Below are 17,394 nucleotides of genomic sequence, written 5' to 3'. Positions count from 1 at the left end.
CGCATTATGAGAAGTGATCTCGCTATTCGAAAATTTTGTTGCGCGGACGTCGGGACCCCTTTTACAATCGGCCGAAGCTGCCGCGGCCGTGCTTCGTCCGCGTCGTCTGTTCAAAGAGCGTTCCTCTAAATCCAGGAGACGAGCATGTCCGCTGTACCCGACGAAGTCATGAAATATGTCGCCGCCGAAAAAGACGACGATCCCCAGGAAACCGGCGAATGGCTGGAAGCGCTGGATGGCGTGATTTCTGCAGTGGGCCCCGATCGTGCCCACTACCTAATTGAGAAACAGATCGAATTCGCCCGCGTGCATGGCGAACATCTGCCGTTCTCGGCTAACACCCCGTACATCAACACGATTCCGGTTGCGCGCCAGGCGAAGATCCCCGGCGACCAGGACATCGAGCACCGTATCCGTTCGTACACCCGCTGGAACGCCATTGCCATGGTGCTGCGAGCCGGCAAGGACACCAACGTCGGTGGCCACATCGCTTCGTTCGCGTCGGCAGCCACGCTGTACGACGTCGGCTACAACCATTTCTGGCACGCGCCGTCGGCCGAACATGGCGGCGATCTGATTTTCGTGCAGGGCCATTCGTCGCCGGGTGTGTACTCGCGCGCGTTCCTGCTCGGCCGTCTGACCGAAAACCAGCTCGACAACTTCCGTCAGGAAGTGGGCGGCGAGGGCATCTCGTCGTATCCGCATCCGTGGCTGATGCCTGACTTCTGGCAGTTCCCGACCGTGTCGATGGGCCTCGGCCCGATCATGGCGATCTACCAGGCGCGCTTCATGAAGTACATGCACGCGCGCGGCATCGCGAAGACCACGGGCCGAAAGGTCTGGGCCTTCCTCGGCGACGGCGAAACGGACGAACCGGAATCGCTCGGCGCGATCGGCATGGCCGGCCGCGAACGTCTCGACAACCTGGTGTTCGTGATCAACTGTAATCTGCAGCGCCTGGATGGCCCGGTGCGCGGTAACGGCAAGATCATCCAGGAACTCGAAAGCGAATTCCGCGGTGCCGGCTGGAACGTCATCAAGGTCGTCTGGGGTAGCCGCTGGGACGCGCTGTTCCAGCGCGACAAGTCGGGCGCGCTGATGCGCCGCATGATGGAAGTGGTCGACGGCGAATATCAGACGTACAAGTCGGAGTCGGGCGCGTATGTGCGCGAACACTTCTTCAACACGCCGGAACTGAAGGCGCTGGTCGCCGAATGGTCCGACGAGGACATCTGGAACCTGAACCGCGGCGGCCACGATCCGCACAAGATCTACGCGGCGTTCGCCGAAGCGTCGAATTCGCAAGGCCAGCCGACCGTCATTCTCGCGAAGACGATCAAGGGCTACGGCATGGGCGAAGCCGGCCAGGCGATGAACATCACCCACCAGCAGAAGAAGCTGCATGTCGATCAGCTGAAGAAATTCCGCGATCAGTTCCGTCTGCCGATCACCGACGAAGACCTCGTCAACGTGCCGTACCTCAAGTTCGAAGAAGGGTCGAAGGAACTCGAGTACATGCGCGCCCGCCGCCAGGAGCTGGGCGGCTATCTGCCGGCGCGCCGGCAGAAGGCCGAGTCGCTGCCGGTGCCGGAACTGACGGCATTCGAGCCGCTGCTCAAGGGCACGGGCGAAGGCCGCGAGATCTCCACGACGATGGCGTTCGTGCGGATCCTGAACATCCTGCTGAAGGACAAGGCCCTCGGCAAGCGCATCGTGCCGATCGTGCCGGACGAGTCGCGTACCTTCGGTATGGAAGGCCTGTTCCGCCAGATCGGTATCTGGAATCAGGAAGGCCAGAAGTACGTGCCGGAAGATTCCGACCAGCTGATGTTCTACCGCGAGTCGGAAACCGGTCAGATTCTGCAGGAAGGCATCAACGAAGCCGGTGGTATGGCGGACTGGATCGCTGCCGCGACGTCGTACTCGACGCACGGCGAGACCATGATCCCGTTCTACATCTTCTACTCGATGTTCGGCTTCCAGCGTATCGGCGACCTGTGCTGGGCGGCGGGCGACATGCGTTCGCGCGGCTTCCTGCTGGGTGGCACGGCGGGCCGCACGACGCTGAACGGCGAAGGTCTGCAACACGAAGACGGCCACTCGCTGCTGTGGGCCGCGTCGGTGCCGAACTGCATCAGCTATGACCCGACGTTCGGTTACGAACTCGCCGTCATCGTGCAGGACGGCCTGCGCCGCATGGTCGCGGATCAGGAAGACGTGTACTACTACATCACGGTGATGAACGAAAACTACGAGCACCCGGCGATTCCGCAGGGCGACGCTGTAGCGGCCGACATCATCAAGGGCATGTACGCGTTCAGCAAGGCGCAAGCCGACGCGAAGGCGCCGCGCGTTCAGCTGATGGGCGCGGGCACGATCTTCAACGAAGTGATCGCCGCCGCCGACCTGCTGAAGAACGATTGGGGCGTCGCCGCCGACCTGTGGAGCGTGCCGAGCTTCACCGAACTCGCGCGCGAAGGCCACGAAGTGCAGCGTTACAACCTGCTGCACCCGAACGAAGAAAAGAAGCTCTCGCACGTCGAGAAGCTGCTCAAGGACGCACAAGGCCCGGTCATCGCATCGACCGACTACGTGCGCGCGCTGACCGAACAGATCCGCGCGTTCGTGCCGCAGAAATTCGTCGTGCTGGGGACGGACGGCTACGGCCGTTCGGACACGCGTGAAAAGCTGCGTCACTTCTTCGAAGTCGACCGCTACTGGGTCACGGTTGCCGCGTTGAATGCACTGGCAGATGAAGGCACGATCGAACGCAAGGTCGTCGCCGAGGCGCTCAAGAAGTACAACCTTGATCCCGCCAAACCCAACCCGATGACCGTCTAAGGCATCATTCCCCGTGTGCCACGGCGTGCGCGCCGGCCCCTGATTGCCAGGGGCCGGCTGCGTGCGCGGCCCAGGAGACACTAACAATGAGTCAAGCGATCGAAGTCAAGGTGCCGGACATCGGCGATTACAAGGACATTCCTGTGATCGAGGTGCTGGTGAAGGCGGGTGATACCGTCGAGAAAGAGCAATCGCTCGTTACGCTGGAATCCGATAAGGCGACGATGGACGTGCCAAGCTCGGCCGCCGGCGTCGTCAAGGAAGTGAAGGTCAAGGTCGGCGACAACGTGTCGGAAGGCGTGCTGATCGTCGTGCTGGAAGCGGCCGAAGGTGGTGCGGCTGCGCCGGCTCCGGCTCCGGCGCCCGCACCGGCCGCCGCACCCGCTGCTGCGCCGGCCGCCGCACCCGCTGCGAGCGGTGGCGGTCTGCAGGACGTGAAGGTGCCGGATATCGGCGACTACAAAGACATTCCCGTGATCGAAGTCTCGGTGAAGGTCGGCGATCGCGTCGAGAAAGAGCAGTCGCTGGTGACGCTCGAATCCGACAAGGCGACCATGGACGTGCCGAGCTCGGTCGCCGGCGTCGTCAAGGAAGTGAAGGTCAAGGTCGGTGACAATGTGTCGGAAGGCTCGGTGATTGTGGTGGTCGAAGCCGAAGGCGGCGCTGCCGCTCCGGCTGCGGCGCCCGCGCCGAAGCAGGCCGTCGAGAAGCCGTCCGACGCGCCGGCCACGCCGTCGCCCGCCCCGGCGCAACCGTCGGCGCTGGCTCAGGCACCGGTCATTCAGGCTGGCGAAGGTTCGCGTCACGCGAGCCATGCGTCGCCGTCGGTGCGCAAGTTCTCGCGCGAACTCGGCGTGGATGTCGCTCAGGTGCAAGGCACGGGGCCGAAGGGTCGTATTACGCAAGCCGACGTCACCGCCTTCATCAAGGGTGTGATGACCGGGCAGCGTGCTGCGCCGGCGGGTGCGGCTGCACCGGCTGCCGCAGGTGGCGGCGAGCTGAATCTGCTGCCGTGGCCGAAGGTCGACTTCACGAAGTTCGGTCCGGTCGATCCGAAGCCGCTGTCGCGCATCAAGAAGATCTCGGGCGCGAACCTGCATCGCAACTGGGTCATGATTCCGCACGTCACCAATAACGACGAAGCGGATATCACCGAGCTCGAAGCGCTGCGCGTGCAGTTGAACAAGGAAAACGAAAAGTCGGGCGTCAAGATCACGATGCTGGCTTTTGTTATCAAGGCGGTGGTTTCCGCCTTGAAGCAGTTCCCGACGTTCAATGCCAGCCTCGATGGCGATAACCTGGTGTTCAAGCAGTACTTCCATATCGGGTTTGCTGCCGATACGCCGAATGGCCTGGTCGTGCCGGTTATTCGCGATGCGGACAAGAAGGGCCTGGTCGAGATCGCCAAGGAAATGACCGAGTTGTCCAAGGCGGCTCGTGACGGCAAGTTGAAGCCGGATCAGATGCAGGGTGGATGCTTCTCGATCTCGTCGTTGGGCGGTATCGGCGGCACTCACTTCACGCCGATTATCAATGCGCCTGAAGTCGCGATTCTCGGTCTGTCGCGTGGTGCGATGAAGCCGGTTTGGGATGGGAAACAGTTCGTTCCGCGTTTGGTCTTGCCGCTTTCCTTGTCGTATGACCATCGGGTTATTGATGGGGCGGCGGCGGCTCGGTTTAATGCGTATCTGGGTGCGATTCTTGCCGATTTTCGGCGTGTGATTCTTTGATTGGGTGATGTTTTTGCGGGGGCGCGGGTTGATGGTGTTGTTGCTGTCTGTTATCTCGCGTCTCTCTGTAGAACCTGATTTGTTAGTGGTCTATTAGCGTTGCCCCTGTGCGGGGCGGCACCTACTTTTCTTTGTCCCACGGGGACTACCTTCGGGTCGTCTTCCAAAGAAAAGTAGGCAAAAGAAAGGCGCGTCCTTGGGCGGACAGCAAAGGATGTTGCTGTTCGCCTCGCTGCCAGCTTTTGGGCTGTTTTTGGGCCGCTGTTTCGGTTCTTTCTTCATCATCGATCAATAAGAGAAGGGGACACTATGAGTCTCGTCGAAGTTAAAGTGCCGGATATCGGTGACTTCAAAGACGTCGATGTCATCGAAGTCAATATCAAACCGGGCGATGTCATCGAGAACGAACAAGCTCTCATGACGCTCGAGTCCGACAAGGCTTCCATCGAAGTGCCGAGCGATACGGCCGGCACCGTCAAGGAAGTTCGCGTCAAAGCGGGTGACAAAGTCTCACAAGGGACCGTGATTGCCCTGGTCGAATCCTCGGCCGATGCGGCGCCCGCGAAATATGCGCCCAAGGCGCCCGCCAAAGAACCCGAAAAGGCTCCGGCTCAAGCCGAAGCGAAGCCGCAGGCAGCGCAAGCTGCTGCACCGAAGGCCGCTGCGCCCGCGCCGCAGGCTGGGAGCTTCTCCGGTAGCGCCGATATCGAATGCGACATGCTCGTGCTCGGTTCAGGCCCCGGCGGTTATTCGGCCGCGTTCCGCTCGGCCGATCTAGGTATGAAGACGGTGCTCGTCGAACGTTATTCGACGCTCGGCGGCGTCTGTCTGAATGTCGGCTGTATTCCGTCGAAGGCGCTGTTGCACACCGCGCTCGTTATCGACGAAGCCGAAGCGCTCGGCGCACACGGCATCACGTTCGCCAAGCCGCAGATCGATCTCGACAAACTCCGTGACTTCAAGTCAGGCGTCGTCAAGAAGCTCACCGGCGGTCTCGCCGGCATGGCCAAGGCGCGCAAGGTCGAAGTCGTGACGGGCACCGGCGCGTTCGTCGATCCGAATCACATGGAAGTGCAGACGGAAGCGGGCAAGAAGGTCGTCAAGTTCAAGCAGGCGATTATCGCGGCGGGCTCGGAAGCGGTGAAGCTGCCGTTCATTCCGGAAGATCCGCGCGTGGTCGACTCGACCGGCGCGCTCGAACTGCGTCAGATTCCGCAACGCATGCTGGTGATCGGCGGCGGCATCATCGGGCTGGAAATGGCCACGGTGTACGCGACCCTCGGTGCGAAAATCGACGTGGTCGAAATGCTCGACGGTTTGATGGCCGGCGCGGATCGCGATCTGGTTAAGGTCTGGGAAAAATACAACAGCAAGCGTTTCGCCAACGTCATGCTGAAGACCAAAACCACCGCGGCGCAAGCGAAAGACGACGGCATCTACGTGTCGTTCGAGGGCGAAAAAGCCCCGGCCGAAGCGCAACGCTATGACCTCGTGCTGGTCGCCGTCGGTCGTACGCCGAATGGCAAGAAGATCGGCGCGGACAAGGCCGGTGTCGCGGTGACGGATCGCGGCTTTATCGATGTCGACAAGCAGATGCGCACCAACGTGCCGCACATCTTCGCGATCGGCGATATCGTCGGTCAGCCGATGCTCGCGCACAAGGCCGTGCACGAAGGTCACGTTGCCGCCGAAGCCGCTCATGGCGAAAAGGCGTATTTCGACGCGCTGCAGATTCCGTCGGTGGCCTACACCGATCCGGAAGTGGCGTGGGCCGGCAAGACGGAAGACCAGCTGAAGGCCGCCGGCGTCAAGTTCGGCAAAGCGGTGTTCCCGTGGGCCGCTTCGGGCCGCGCGATCGCCAACGGCCGCGACGAAGGCTTCACGAAGCTGCTGTTCGACGAGGAAACGCATCGCGTGATCGGCGGCGGTATCGTCGGTCTGAATGCGGGCGACCTGATCAGCGAAGTTTGTCTCGCGATCGAAATGGGTGCGGATGCAACGGATATCGGTAAGACGATCCACCCGCATCCGACGCTCGGCGAATCGGTCGGCATGGCCGCCGAATTGTACGAAGGCGTCTGTACGGATCTGCCGCCGGTGAAAAAGAAGTAGTAGGGCGGTTCGGCCCGCCTGCTTCATGCAGGTGGGCTCGACAAAGCTCAAGCCCATGAAAAAACGGCGCGCCCCGCAAAAGGGCGCGCCGTTTTCTTTCTGGCAAGGCACGTATTCACAACCCGTCTCACACCAGCACCGCGTTGCCGTCTTATCGCCGTGACACCTGCCACGCCGGACGCGTCAGGCAATCGCCCAAAAAAATCCCGGCCATTCGCCGGGCAAACGATACGTCGTTCAACGTATCGGAGCGTCCAGCCAATTAACACCGTGTGAGCGGCAACGGCGCGACGCTGTTGCTTAAGATAACGCCGGCGCCGCGAAAGAGCGGGGCCGGCGTGTAGTGCTACGAATGCTGTCTGAAACTTAAACCGTCTTCTTGGCCGAGCGCGATGCTTGAGCAGCGGCTTGCGAAGCTGCCTTCGAAGCGGCCGTGGCGGCTGCATTGAAGTTGCTTTCGGCGATTTCAACCGCTTGCTTCGTTGCCTTGTGAACCGTTTCGTACGTCGTGTTAGCGGCGGTGATCGCCGACTTGATCACGGCGACAGCCGTTTCCGAACCAGCCGGTGCGTTCTTCGCGACGTTTTCGACGAGCGACTGAACCTTGCGGTTTTGCTCTTCGAATTGCGCTTCAGCGACGCGGGTGAATTCACCTTGCGTTGCCGAGACGATTTCATACACGTGACGGCCGTACGACAGCGCCTTTTCGGCAACCGGTTGTGCCAGGCTGGCTTGCAGTGCCAGCAATTCCTGGCCGTCCTTCACCGACAGCGCGCGTTGGGCATTTTCCTGGCTTTCCGCAATTGTCGACTTCACGACTTGCAGGTTCAGCTCAACCAGCTTTTCGACGCCTTCAAATGCTTTGGTCGTCAGGCCGAACAGCGTTTCAAAGTTGGCTTTCTGGGCTGCGGCGAATTGCTCAGGGGTCAGCAGAGTCATGGTTTACGCTCCTGGATTGCGGTCTGTCTGTGCGGACCGCTTTGGGTAAGTGGCGAGACGCCTTGAAGCTCGTCCCCCCGAACCGCGATGTATGGTGCATCGCAGCAATGGTTCCCATTTTAGGATGACTACTACGAATGTCAAGTGCTTTTTGTGCGCCGCACAATATTAAGAAAGTGTTGATAAAACAATACCTTATGCAGAGAGCATGACGACCGTATGACGCAAGTTAAATTGACCGTCGCACCGAGCTGGTGCGCGAAATATCCGCATTTGTTACCGATTTCACGAGGTGTTTTGACCGTTCGGAGCGAGGGATGCTGCGAAGCGGTAACATCTGGCGCGCGACAAAAAATCGCCGAACGACAATTCGATGTAAACCGGAAACTGTCACGGAACGTTAATGCGCTATGCGTGTCGAAAGCGCGTTGGCGGTTTCCAGCAGGCGTTTAACAGCACCGCAGCGAGACCCCGCGACGTTTCATGGCACGGGCAATGCGTCACCCGCCTGTGCTCGGACCGTATTTCCCCTGATCAAGGTTGTCTCGATATTGCCGTTATGCTGAAAGAATCATCTCGATTCGAGGGCATGACGGCGACGACGGGGCGATGCCCGGTAGCGATTGTTTTTTTCGATCGACCGGAGGCACTTATTTGTGTTTTTGCGATCGGAGCTTACAAGCCGGTTTAAGGAGCGCGTATAAGTGCTTAAAATTGCTAATTTTTCGTTGTTTTACTACACTTGCGGAAACCTCTCGCCGCTCCCTACCGAACACCCATGAAAACCGACATGTTTTCGTCGCTAAAAGTGATCCATGGCGCGGCCCGCAGCACCGCTCTGTCGGTGGCCGCCTCCATGGTCATCGCAGCGGCGTTCGCCACGCCCGTGAGCGCTTTTGCCGCCACACCCGCCGCAGCACCCGCAAAAACTTCCAAACACGTTAAGACCGCCAAAAAGCCGGCCGCCGCGACCGCCAAGGTGGCGAGCAAGTCGGCCAAGGCCGGTAAAAGCGTGGCCGTGAAGGCCGTCGCCGCGGACGACGACGCCCCCCGTGCGAGCGTCAAGCGCAAGCGCGTGACCTACACGTCGAACGGCCGCCGTCACACGGTGGTGCGTCGCGTCGCGTACGAACCGCGCCAGCCGACCGTCGGCCAGGCATTCGGCCTGCACGAAACGCCGGACGCGCTGATGCTGCGTTCGAGCGTGGCGTACGTGATCGATCAGAATTCCGGCGAGTCGCTGTTCGACAAGAACTCGCGCGCCGTGGTGCCGATCGCGTCGATCACCAAGCTGATGACCTCGATGGTCGTGCTCGATTCGAAAGAGCCGATGACCGACCAGATCGAAGTCACCGACGAAGACCGCGACTACGAAAAAAACACCGGCTCGCGCCTGTCGGTGGGCTCGGTGCTGTCGCGTGAAGACATGCTGCATATCGCGCTGATGGCGTCGGAAAACCGTGCCGCCGCCGCGCTGTCGCGTTACTTCCCGGGCGGCCGCCCGGCGTTCCTCGCGGCGATGAACGCGAAGGCCAAACAACTGGGCATGACCGACACGCACTTTGAAAACCCCACGGGTTTGACGAGCCAGAACGTGTCGAGCGCGCGCGACCTCGTGAAGATGGTGAACGCGGCGTATCAATATCCGCTGATCCGCAAGTTCTCGACCGATCACAGCTACGAGGTGTACACCGGCAAGCGTTCGCTGGCGTACAACAGCACCAATGCGCTGGTGCGTAACCCGACGTGGGACATCGGTCTGCAGAAGACCGGCTTCATCAACGAAGCAGGCGAGTGTCTGGTGATGCAGGCGACCATCCACGGCCGTCCGATGATCATGGTGCTGCTCGATTCGTCGGGTAAGTACTCGCGTTTCGCGGACGCGACGCGTCTGCGCACATGGCTGGACAATGGCGGCGATCAGGCGCGCATTACCAGCGCGGATGCCGGCGGTCCGGGCACCTGAAGCGGTTCAGCGGCCGGTTCGTCGTGAACCGGCCGCACCATGAAAAAAGCCTCGCAGCATGCATGTGCTGCGAGGCTTTTTCTATTCCGCGATGCGCGCGCGAGCCGGTTACCTGAGAGTCACGCGTGATGGCTGTGCGAATGGTCCTGCGGGATCTGCGGGCGATACCCGAGCGACGCGGAAATCAGCAGCGCGGTCTGGCTGAGCTGGCCGAGCCAGGAGTCCTGCAGGCGATCCGCCGGCGCGGACAGCGACAGCCCGGCGACCAGCTTGCCGGTGTCGTCGTAAATACCAGCCGCGATACAGCGCACGCCCAGTTCCAGCTCCTCGTTATCGCGCGCGGAGGCTTGCTGGCGCACGATCGACAGCTCACGTTCGAGTTTCGTCAGATCCGTAATGCTGTTCTGCGTGTGGCCTGACAGACCGGTGCGGGTGGCGTAAGCGCGCACGCGGGTCGATTCGTCGGCCGCGAGGAACAGCTTGCCCACCGAGGTCAGATGCAGCGGTGCCCGCCCGCCGATAGCCCGGACTACCTGCATGCCCGAGCGCTCGGAATAGGCGCGCTCGATGTACACGATCTCGTCGCCCTGGCGCACCGACAGATTCACCGTTTGCCCCGTCTGGCGATGCAGTTCGCGCATCGGCGTGAGCGCTGCGTCGCGTACCGACAGGCGCGCCTTCACCAGATTGCCCAATTCGAGCAGACGCATGCCGAGCCGGTACGTGCCGGGGTCCGAACGGTCGACCAGCCGGCACATCACCATATCGTTCAGGATGCGGTGCGCGGTGGACGGATGCAGTTCCGTACGGATGGCGAGTTCTTTCAGGCTGACCGGGTCGCTATGCGCGGCGAGGGCGTCGAGCAAGCGCATCATGCGTTCGATCACCTGGATCGAAGTTTTGGGATCCGGGTTCGTGTCGCTCATGGGAGGAATCGGTTGACGCGTCAAACAGCGGAAATTGATTGTATCTCGTATCGTGAAAAAAGCGAACGCGGTTGGAAAACCTATTCCAATTTAACGCGTCGTTCGTCTTATGGCTTCCGGCCGTTGGTATTGTCCGCCAAACAGCGGATAATCAGGCACGTTTTCCCGAAGGAGGGCTCATGCGAGTCGGATTGTTCGTCACCTGCCTGATCGACCTGATGCGGCCCGAAATCGGTTTTTCAGTGATCAAGCTGATCGAAGGCGCCGGTTTCGAGGTGATCGTGCCGCCCGCGCAAACCTGCTGCGGGCAGCCGGCGTACAACTCGGGGGAGCGGCGTATCGCGCGCGATCTGGCCGAGAAAACGCTGCGCGAGTTCGAGCAGTTCGACTACGTGGTGGTGCCGTCCGGATCGTGCGGCGGCATGATCCGCGCGCACTACGGCGACCTCTTCGCCGACGACCCCGAGATGATGAACCGCTTCGGCCGACTGCGTGCCAAGGTGTTCGAACTTACGGATTTCCTCGTCAACGTGGCTAAGGTGCAGTTGCAGCCGGGCGAATTCACGGGGCAGGTGACCTATCACGATTCCTGTTCCGGCTTACGCGAACTGGGCGTGAAGGCCCAGCCGCGCGCGTTGCTGAAGCAGGTGGGCGTGGCCGTGACGGAAATGAAGGATTGCGAGCACTGCTGCGGCTTCGGCGGCACGTTCGCGGTCAAGTACGGCGACATTTCCACGGCGATCGTCGACGAAAAATGCGCCAACATCGGCGCGAGCGGCGCGGGCACGGTGGTGCTCGGCGACCTCGGCTGCATGCTCAACATAGAAGGCCGTTTGCGGCGCACCGGCGATTCCGCGACACGGGTGCTGCACATCGCGCAGGTGTTGGCCGGCGACGTGTAAAGGCGTCTGCGGCGCGGCGCGCGATCCATCGCGCTGGGCAACACGCCGTTTCGCATCACTTTCTTTCCATGCACCTCGTTTCACGCTTGTCGGTGCGCGCGTTCCGATCCGCGTTCCGATTCGATTAAGCATAAGGCGGCCATGCAAGTTCAATCGATGCAATTCAAGGCGCGCGCGGGACAGAAACTCGCCGACCAGCGTCTGCAGCAGAACCTGACCAAGCTGTCGAGCAAGTTCGTCTCGGCACGCGCCGCGTCCATGAACGCGATCGACTTTCCGGCCACGCGCGCCGCGCTCAAGGAGCGCCGCAACCGCGCACTGGAAAACCTAGGCGTGTGGCTCGAAACGTTCGAGCGCGAGGCCAGCCGGCGTGGCGTGACGGTGCTGTTCGCCGAGACGACGCAGGAGGCCGCGCGGCTGGTCGGCGATATCGCGCGCCGGCACGACGTGAAGAAAGTGATCAAGACGAAGTCCATGGTGACCGAGGAAATGCGCCTGAACGAGGTGCTCGGCCAGATGGGCGTGGAGTCGATCGAAACCGATCTCGGCGAGTACATACTGCAGATCAACGGCAACGAGCCGCCGAGCCACATCATCGCGCCGGTCGTCCACAAGGATAAGGAAGAGATCGCCGACCTGTTTGCAAAAACACACGGCCGGCCGCGCCTGACCGAAGTGACCGACATGACGCGGGAAGCGCGCGAAGTCCTGCGTCCGCATTTCATGACGGCGGACATGGGCGTGACGGGCGGCAACTTCGTGGTGGCGGAAACCGGCTCGGTCGTGCTTGTCACGAACGAGGGCAACGAGGGCATGTGTACGGTGATGCCGCGCGTGCACGTCGCCGTCACGGGGATCGAAAAAGTGTTGCCGACGCTGGAAGATCTGGCCACCGCCATGCGTCTGCTGCCTCGCTCGGCGACCGGGCAGGCCACATCGAACTATTTTTCCGTGCTGACCGGACCGCGCGGCGAGGGCGACCAGGACGGCCCCGAGCATATGTATGTGGTGCTGGTGGATGGCGGCCGCACGGGGCTGATCGGCGGCGACTTTCAGGAGATGCTGCGCTGTATCCGCTGCGGCGCGTGCATGAACCACTGCCCGGTTTATCAGAAGGTGGGCGGACACGCTTACGGCTGGGTTTATCCCGGCCCGATGGGCTCGGTGCTGACGCCGAGTTATGTCGGCATCGACAAGGCGCTCGATTTGCCGCAGGCCGCGACCTTATGCGGCGAGTGCAATAGCGTGTGTCCGGTGGGCATTCCGTTGTCGGATCTGCTGCGCAAATTGCGCGAGAAACAGGTGGAACGGCGGCTGCGGCCCTGGAAGGAGCGGGCGGGGCTGGCGGTGTGGGGTTTTCTGGCGCTGCATCCGGATGCTTATGCGCTTTTCACCAAGCTGGCGGTGCGGGTGCTGGAGCGGATGGGTGGCAGGAATCGTTCGATCGCGAAGCTGCCGCTGGGCGGCGCCGGCTGGACCAACACGCGAGATATGCCAGCGCCGGTGGGGCGTACGTTCAGGGAGTTGTACGCGGCGCAGCGCAGTCATATTGGGTGAGACGGACTCCATAGCCCGCAACCGCGCTTGCAACTTTTGAGCTGTTTGGCCTTCAGGCGCCGAGTCTGAGGATAGGGTGCCGGTCGAAAATCAGGGGCGACCTGCACTCGTTGCTGACCGGGCACCGTCCGCCTCAATGATTCGTCATCCCGGACGGGTTTCGGCCTTCGTCGCCACGAGGCCGGCTCTGGTTGCCGACGCCGCCTCCGTTACCTCGTCCACCGCCGTTCCCGTTGCCTGCTTGTGGCGGTGACGGCGGTGGACCGCCGGCACCCGGTCGCGGCCCGCTAGAGCCACCCGGCCCGCCGGGGCCGCTCACCGCGCCGCGCGGCGGCGGTCCACCTTGTCCGCCATTATTGGGCTGGCCATGCCAGCCGCCACCCTGACCGCGATTTCCGTTGCCATTGTTCGGCCAATCGCCCCGGTTTCCCGGGTAACCGCGATAACCCGGTCCCGGGCCGTAATAACGCCCCGGGCCGTCGTAGTATCCCGGCCCCGAATAGCTGCCATAGCCGAGATAGATGTTGCTCTGCGGCACGACCGGCACGCCGGGCGCGTAGCCGTCGTCATAGCCGTTGTAGCCGCTATAACCGCCGCCGTAGCCGTTGCCGACCATCGGCGTACCGTCTGGATAGACCGCGCAGCCGCCGAGCAAGGCCGCGGCCGCGAGTCCGATGAGTGGAGCAATGCGTTTCATGTAATGAGCCGGCGCGAGGTTGTCATGTTTGTAAGACCGTCATTATCGCCAGTCGTCGCCAAAGCTTTGTATGTGTTTGTAAGGAATATTTCCGGCCGCTTGCCATGCGCCGAAGCCGGTGGGGCCGGCGGCACCCTGCACTGTTCCATTTGAAGCAACGCTGTATCTCGGTTCACTGGGTTTTTCCCGATTGCGTATTCCTATAGGATTTCGACTGGGCATAGTGAGTCACAAGCTCATCCGCCCCTAATCGGAAGAAACGACATCATGAAAAAGACAATATCGGTGTACTGGCCCCTCGCCCTCGTTGCAGCCCTCGCCGTGGCGGCTTATTTGCATATTTGCGGCGACGCCGTCTCGCGCGCAAAGCAGGCGCCGCTCGCGGCCGACCAATTGACCGCTGAACTCGCGCGCGCCGTTTCGTACGGCATGATCGACGACAGCTCGACGCTGCCGGCAAAACCGCTGCGTGCGGTCGTGACGATGCCGATGGCCGAGGCGTCGTAGTCACAAGGCCTGCCGGATTAATGCCAACGAGGCGCGGACGCAGTCGCCATGACCCGGCTGCCTGAACTAAGGCGCGACTGAGCCGCCTCCGGCAAGATTTCTCCCTGCTTTGTATAATCGCGCCACCGTTTTCCAGCAGCCGTTCCACACGTTGATTACCGCGCCGTAAAGCGCCTCAAACCTCTGATGAAAACCGTGTCCATCTGCTTCGTCTGCCTCGGGAACATCTGTCGTTCGCCGACCGCGGAGGGCGTGATGCGGCGTCTGGTCGACGAGGCGAAGCTCTCTGAGCGCATCTTGATCGATTCGGCCGGCACGGGCGACTGGCACATCGGTCAGGCGCCGGACGAGCGCGCGCAGCAGGCCGCCGGCCGGCGAGGCTACGAACTGGCCGCATTGCGCGGCCGCCAGATCGCCCCCGCGGATTTCGAACGTTTCGACCTGCTGATCGCGATGGACGACAAAAATGTCGCCGCGCTGCGCCAGGTCAGCGCGCCCGCGCAGCGCGAGAAAATTCGTCTGCTGATGGAATTCGTGCCGGAAACGGACACGCGCTGGGGCGGCGCCCGCGAAGTCGTCGATCCGTATTTCGGCGGTGCGGAGGGTTTCGAGCAGGTGCTGGACCAATGTGAAGCCGCGTGCCGCGGGCTGATCGCGGCGTTGCGTCCGCAGTTGCTCACGTAGCTCAGGAAGCGCTCGCGCTTGGGGCGCCCGACAGTACGTCCAAGCGTATCCAGCAATTAAGCAAATGACCCAAATCACGGTAGGGATACTTGACTAAATCGCTCATGTATTTATACTTGACCAAACTTGTCGAGAATTGCGGTCCCCACACCCTATGAGACTCACCACGAAAGGCCGTTTCGCCGTCACGGCGATGATTGACCTGGCACTGCGCCAGGAGCAGGGCCCGGTGACGCTTGCTGGTATCAGCCAGCGCCAACACATCTCCCTGTCGTACCTCGAGCAGCTGTTTGGCAAGTTGCGTCGTCATGAAATCGTCGAGTCCGTGCGCGGACCGGGCGGCGGCTACAATCTGGCGCGCCGCGCCGAAGACGTGACCGTGGCCGACATCATCATCGCGGTCGACGAGCCGCTCGACGCCACCCAGTGCGGCGGCAAGGGCTCGTGCGAGGGCACCAAGCAGCACGACGGCCACTGCATGACGCATGAACTCTGGTCCACGCTGAATCAGAAAATGGTCGAGTACCTGGATTCGGTGTCGCTGAAAGACCTGGTCGACCAGCAGCGTTCGCGCGAAGGCGCGCCGGCGGTACTGCGCGACCGGCGCAACGAAGCGCCGGCGGTCGAGCCGGTGCGCGTGGCGCCGAAAGGGCCCAACTCAGTTTTCAACATGGCCGGTTCCTAGCGCGCGGTGCTTGCAGTAGAGCGAAGCATCGCAGCGAGATAAAAGAACCCAGAAAGCCAGAGCATATGACGTCCCCGGAGCAATTGATGAATAACGACTCTCTCCATCTGCCCATCTATATGGACTACAGCGCGACGACGCCGATCGATCCGCGCGTGGTGGACAAGATGATTCCGTACCTGCGCGAGCAGTTCGGCAACCCCGCTTCGCGCAGTCACTCGTATGGCTGGGACGCGGAGCGCGCGGTCGAAGAAGCGCGTGAGAACGTGGCGAAGCTGGTGAATGCCGATCCGCGCGAAATCATCTGGACCTCGGGCGCGACGGAGTCGGACAACCTGGCCATCAAGGGCGCCGCGCACTTCTACAAGAGCAAGGGCAAGCACGTCATCACGGTCAAGACCGAACACAAGGCCGTGCTCGACACCTGCCGCGAACTCGAGCGCGAAGGCTTCGAAGTCACGTATCTGGATGTGAAAGACGACGGTCTGATCGACCTCGACCAGCTGAAGGCGGCGATTCGCCCGGACACGATTCTGGTGTCGATCATGTCGGTGAACAACGAAATCGGCGTGATCCAGGACATCGAGGCGATCGGCGAGATCACGCGTGAAAAGGGCATCATTTTTCACGTCGATGCGGCGCAAGCCACCGGCAAGATCGAGATCGATCTGCAAAAGCTGAAGGTCGACCTGATGTCGTTCTCGGCGCACAAGACCTACGGTCCGAAGGGCATCGGCGCTTTGTACGTGCGTCGCAAGCCGCGTATCCGCATCGAAGCGCAAATGCACGGCGGCGGTCACGAGCGCGGCATGCGTTCGGGCACGCTGGCCACGCACCAGATCGTCGGCATGGGCGAAGCGTTCCGTATCGCGCATGAAGAAATGGCAACGGAAAACGAGCGCATCCGCATGCTGCGCGATCGTCTGCTGCGCGGCCTGTCGGAAATGGAAGAAACGTATGTGAACGGCGATATGGAAAAGCGGGTGCCGCACAACCTGAACATCAGCTTCAATTTCGTCGAAGGCGAATCGCTGATCATGGCGGTGAAGGACGTGGCGGTGTCGTCGGGTTCGGCGTGCACGTCGGCTTCGCTGGAGCCGTCGTACGTGCTGCGCGCGCTGGGTCGCAACGACGAACTCGCGCATAGCTCGATCCGCTTCACGGTGGGCCGTTTCACGACCGAGCAGGACGTCGATTACGTGATCAACCTGCTGAAGACCAAGATTTCGAAGCTGCGCGATCTGTCGCCGCTGTGGGAAATGCACAAGGACGGGATCGATATTTCGACCATCCAGTGGGCTGCGCACTGACGCGCCGGGTTGGACGACGTCGACTTTATCGAATTGCAAATTGCAGGTTGAAACGGATCAAGGAGTGTAATCATGGCTTATAGCGAAAAGGTGCTGGATCATTACGAGAACCCGCGCAACGTCGGTTCCTTCGCGAAAGACGACGACGCGGTCGGCACCGGCATGGTCGGCGCGCCGGCTTGCGGCGACGTGATGAAGCTGCAGATCCGCGTGGGCGCGGACGGCATCATCGAAGACGCGAAGTTCAAGACGTACGGCTGCGGTTCGGCCATCGCGTCGAGTTCGCTCGTCACCGAATGGGTGAAGGGCAAGACGCTCGACCAGGCCATGTCGATCAAGAACACGCAGATCGCCGAAGAACTGGCGCTGCCGCCGGTCAAGATCCACTGCTCGATTCTCGCGGAAGACGCGATCAAGGCAGCGGTCGCCGACTACAAGCAGCGGCATGGCGAAGCGGTCGTCGCCGGCGACAAGCAACACGCTTGACGCGGTTGTGGCGCGAGCCGGGTTTTGCACCCGAGTCGCGCCTGAGTGAATC

Annotated in this window: 14 protein-coding genes; 11 read left to right on the top strand and 3 right to left on the bottom strand. The window is 61.6% G+C overall.

Annotated elements, in window-relative coordinates; genetic code table 11:
• The first annotated feature begins 144 nt into the window (after positions 1–144).
• From aceE to lpdA, 3 genes are all read left to right on the top strand, one after another.
• Positions 145–2,841: a pyruvate dehydrogenase (acetyl-transferring), homodimeric type gene (gene aceE, locus BX591_RS02450; protein ID WP_111929121.1), complete on the top strand. Its 2,697-nt coding sequence runs from the start codon at positions 145–147 to the stop codon at positions 2,839–2,841.
• A gap of 86 nt (positions 2,842–2,927) precedes the next feature.
• Entirely contained in the window at positions 2,928–4,571 is a 1,644-nt protein-coding gene (aceF, locus tag BX591_RS02445) for a dihydrolipoyllysine-residue acetyltransferase (protein ID WP_111929120.1), read from the top strand.
• A 309-nt stretch (positions 4,572–4,880) separates the two neighbouring features.
• The gene (lpdA, locus tag BX591_RS02440) at positions 4,881–6,683 is read left to right on the top strand and encodes a dihydrolipoyl dehydrogenase (protein ID WP_111929119.1); all 1,803 of its coding nucleotides are present in this window, start codon (positions 4,881–4,883) and stop codon (positions 6,681–6,683) included.
• Positions 6,684–7,049: 366 nt separating this feature from the next.
• Here lpdA and BX591_RS02435 read toward each other — a convergent pair whose 3' ends face one another.
• A complete protein-coding gene (locus BX591_RS02435; RefSeq protein ID WP_105506890.1) occupies positions 7,050–7,622 on the bottom strand; it encodes a phasin family protein in 573 nt (190 codons plus the stop codon).
• A 778-nt stretch (positions 7,623–8,400) separates the two neighbouring features.
• Between BX591_RS02435 and pbpG the strand changes: the two genes are divergently transcribed.
• Entirely contained in the window at positions 8,401–9,588 is a 1,188-nt protein-coding gene (pbpG, locus tag BX591_RS02430) for a D-alanyl-D-alanine endopeptidase (RefSeq protein ID WP_111929118.1), read from the top strand.
• A gap of 119 nt (positions 9,589–9,707) precedes the next feature.
• Here pbpG and BX591_RS02425 read toward each other — a convergent pair whose 3' ends face one another.
• The gene (locus BX591_RS02425) at positions 9,708–10,514 is read right to left on the bottom strand and encodes an IclR family transcriptional regulator (protein ID WP_111929117.1); all 807 of its coding nucleotides are present in this window, start codon (positions 10,512–10,514) and stop codon (positions 9,708–9,710) included.
• A 179-nt stretch (positions 10,515–10,693) separates the two neighbouring features.
• On the opposite strand from BX591_RS02425, the gene BX591_RS02420 reads away from it, so the two are divergent.
• Together BX591_RS02420 and BX591_RS02415 are read left to right on the top strand one after the other, a co-directional pair.
• Entirely contained in the window at positions 10,694–11,416 is a 723-nt protein-coding gene (locus BX591_RS02420; RefSeq protein ID WP_111929116.1) for a (Fe-S)-binding protein, read from the top strand.
• 141 nt (positions 11,417–11,557) lie between these two features.
• Positions 11,558–12,973 (top strand): lactate utilization protein B, encoded by a 1,416-nt coding sequence (locus tag BX591_RS02415; protein ID WP_111929115.1) that lies wholly within the window; start codon positions 11,558–11,560, stop codon positions 12,971–12,973.
• Positions 12,974–13,106: 133 nt separating this feature from the next.
• Here BX591_RS02415 and BX591_RS02410 read toward each other — a convergent pair whose 3' ends face one another.
• Entirely contained in the window at positions 13,107–13,670 is a 564-nt protein-coding gene (locus tag BX591_RS02410) for a hypothetical protein (RefSeq protein WP_244146896.1), read from the bottom strand.
• Between the two features lie 267 nt (positions 13,671–13,937).
• Between BX591_RS02410 and BX591_RS02405 the strand changes: the two genes are divergently transcribed.
• From BX591_RS02405 to iscU, 5 genes are all read left to right on the top strand, one after another.
• Positions 13,938–14,177 carry a hypothetical protein gene (locus tag BX591_RS02405; protein WP_111929114.1) on the top strand — a complete coding sequence of 80 codons (240 nt, stop codon included), beginning with the start codon at positions 13,938–13,940 and terminating at the stop codon, positions 14,175–14,177.
• Positions 14,178–14,363: 186 nt separating this feature from the next.
• A complete protein-coding gene (locus BX591_RS02400; protein WP_111929113.1) occupies positions 14,364–14,861 on the top strand; it encodes a low molecular weight protein-tyrosine-phosphatase in 498 nt (165 codons plus the stop codon).
• A 154-nt stretch (positions 14,862–15,015) separates the two neighbouring features.
• Positions 15,016–15,546 carry a Fe-S cluster assembly transcriptional regulator IscR gene (gene iscR / locus BX591_RS02395; protein WP_094783140.1) on the top strand — a complete coding sequence of 177 codons (531 nt, stop codon included), beginning with the start codon at positions 15,016–15,018 and terminating at the stop codon, positions 15,544–15,546.
• 86 nt (positions 15,547–15,632) lie between these two features.
• Positions 15,633–16,856 (top strand): IscS subfamily cysteine desulfurase, encoded by a 1,224-nt coding sequence (locus BX591_RS02390; protein WP_111929112.1) that lies wholly within the window; start codon positions 15,633–15,635, stop codon positions 16,854–16,856.
• A gap of 72 nt (positions 16,857–16,928) precedes the next feature.
• On the top strand, positions 16,929–17,342 hold the full coding sequence (gene iscU, locus BX591_RS02385) for a Fe-S cluster assembly scaffold IscU (RefSeq protein WP_035546491.1): 414 nt from the start codon (positions 16,929–16,931) through the stop codon (positions 17,340–17,342).
• Positions 17,343–17,394: the final 52 nt, after the last annotated feature.

This window comes from Paraburkholderia bryophila, assembly GCF_003269035.1.
GTDB lineage: Bacteria > Pseudomonadota > Gammaproteobacteria > Burkholderiales > Burkholderiaceae > Paraburkholderia > Paraburkholderia bryophila.
This window is presented reverse-complemented; position numbering and strand designations above follow the sequence as displayed.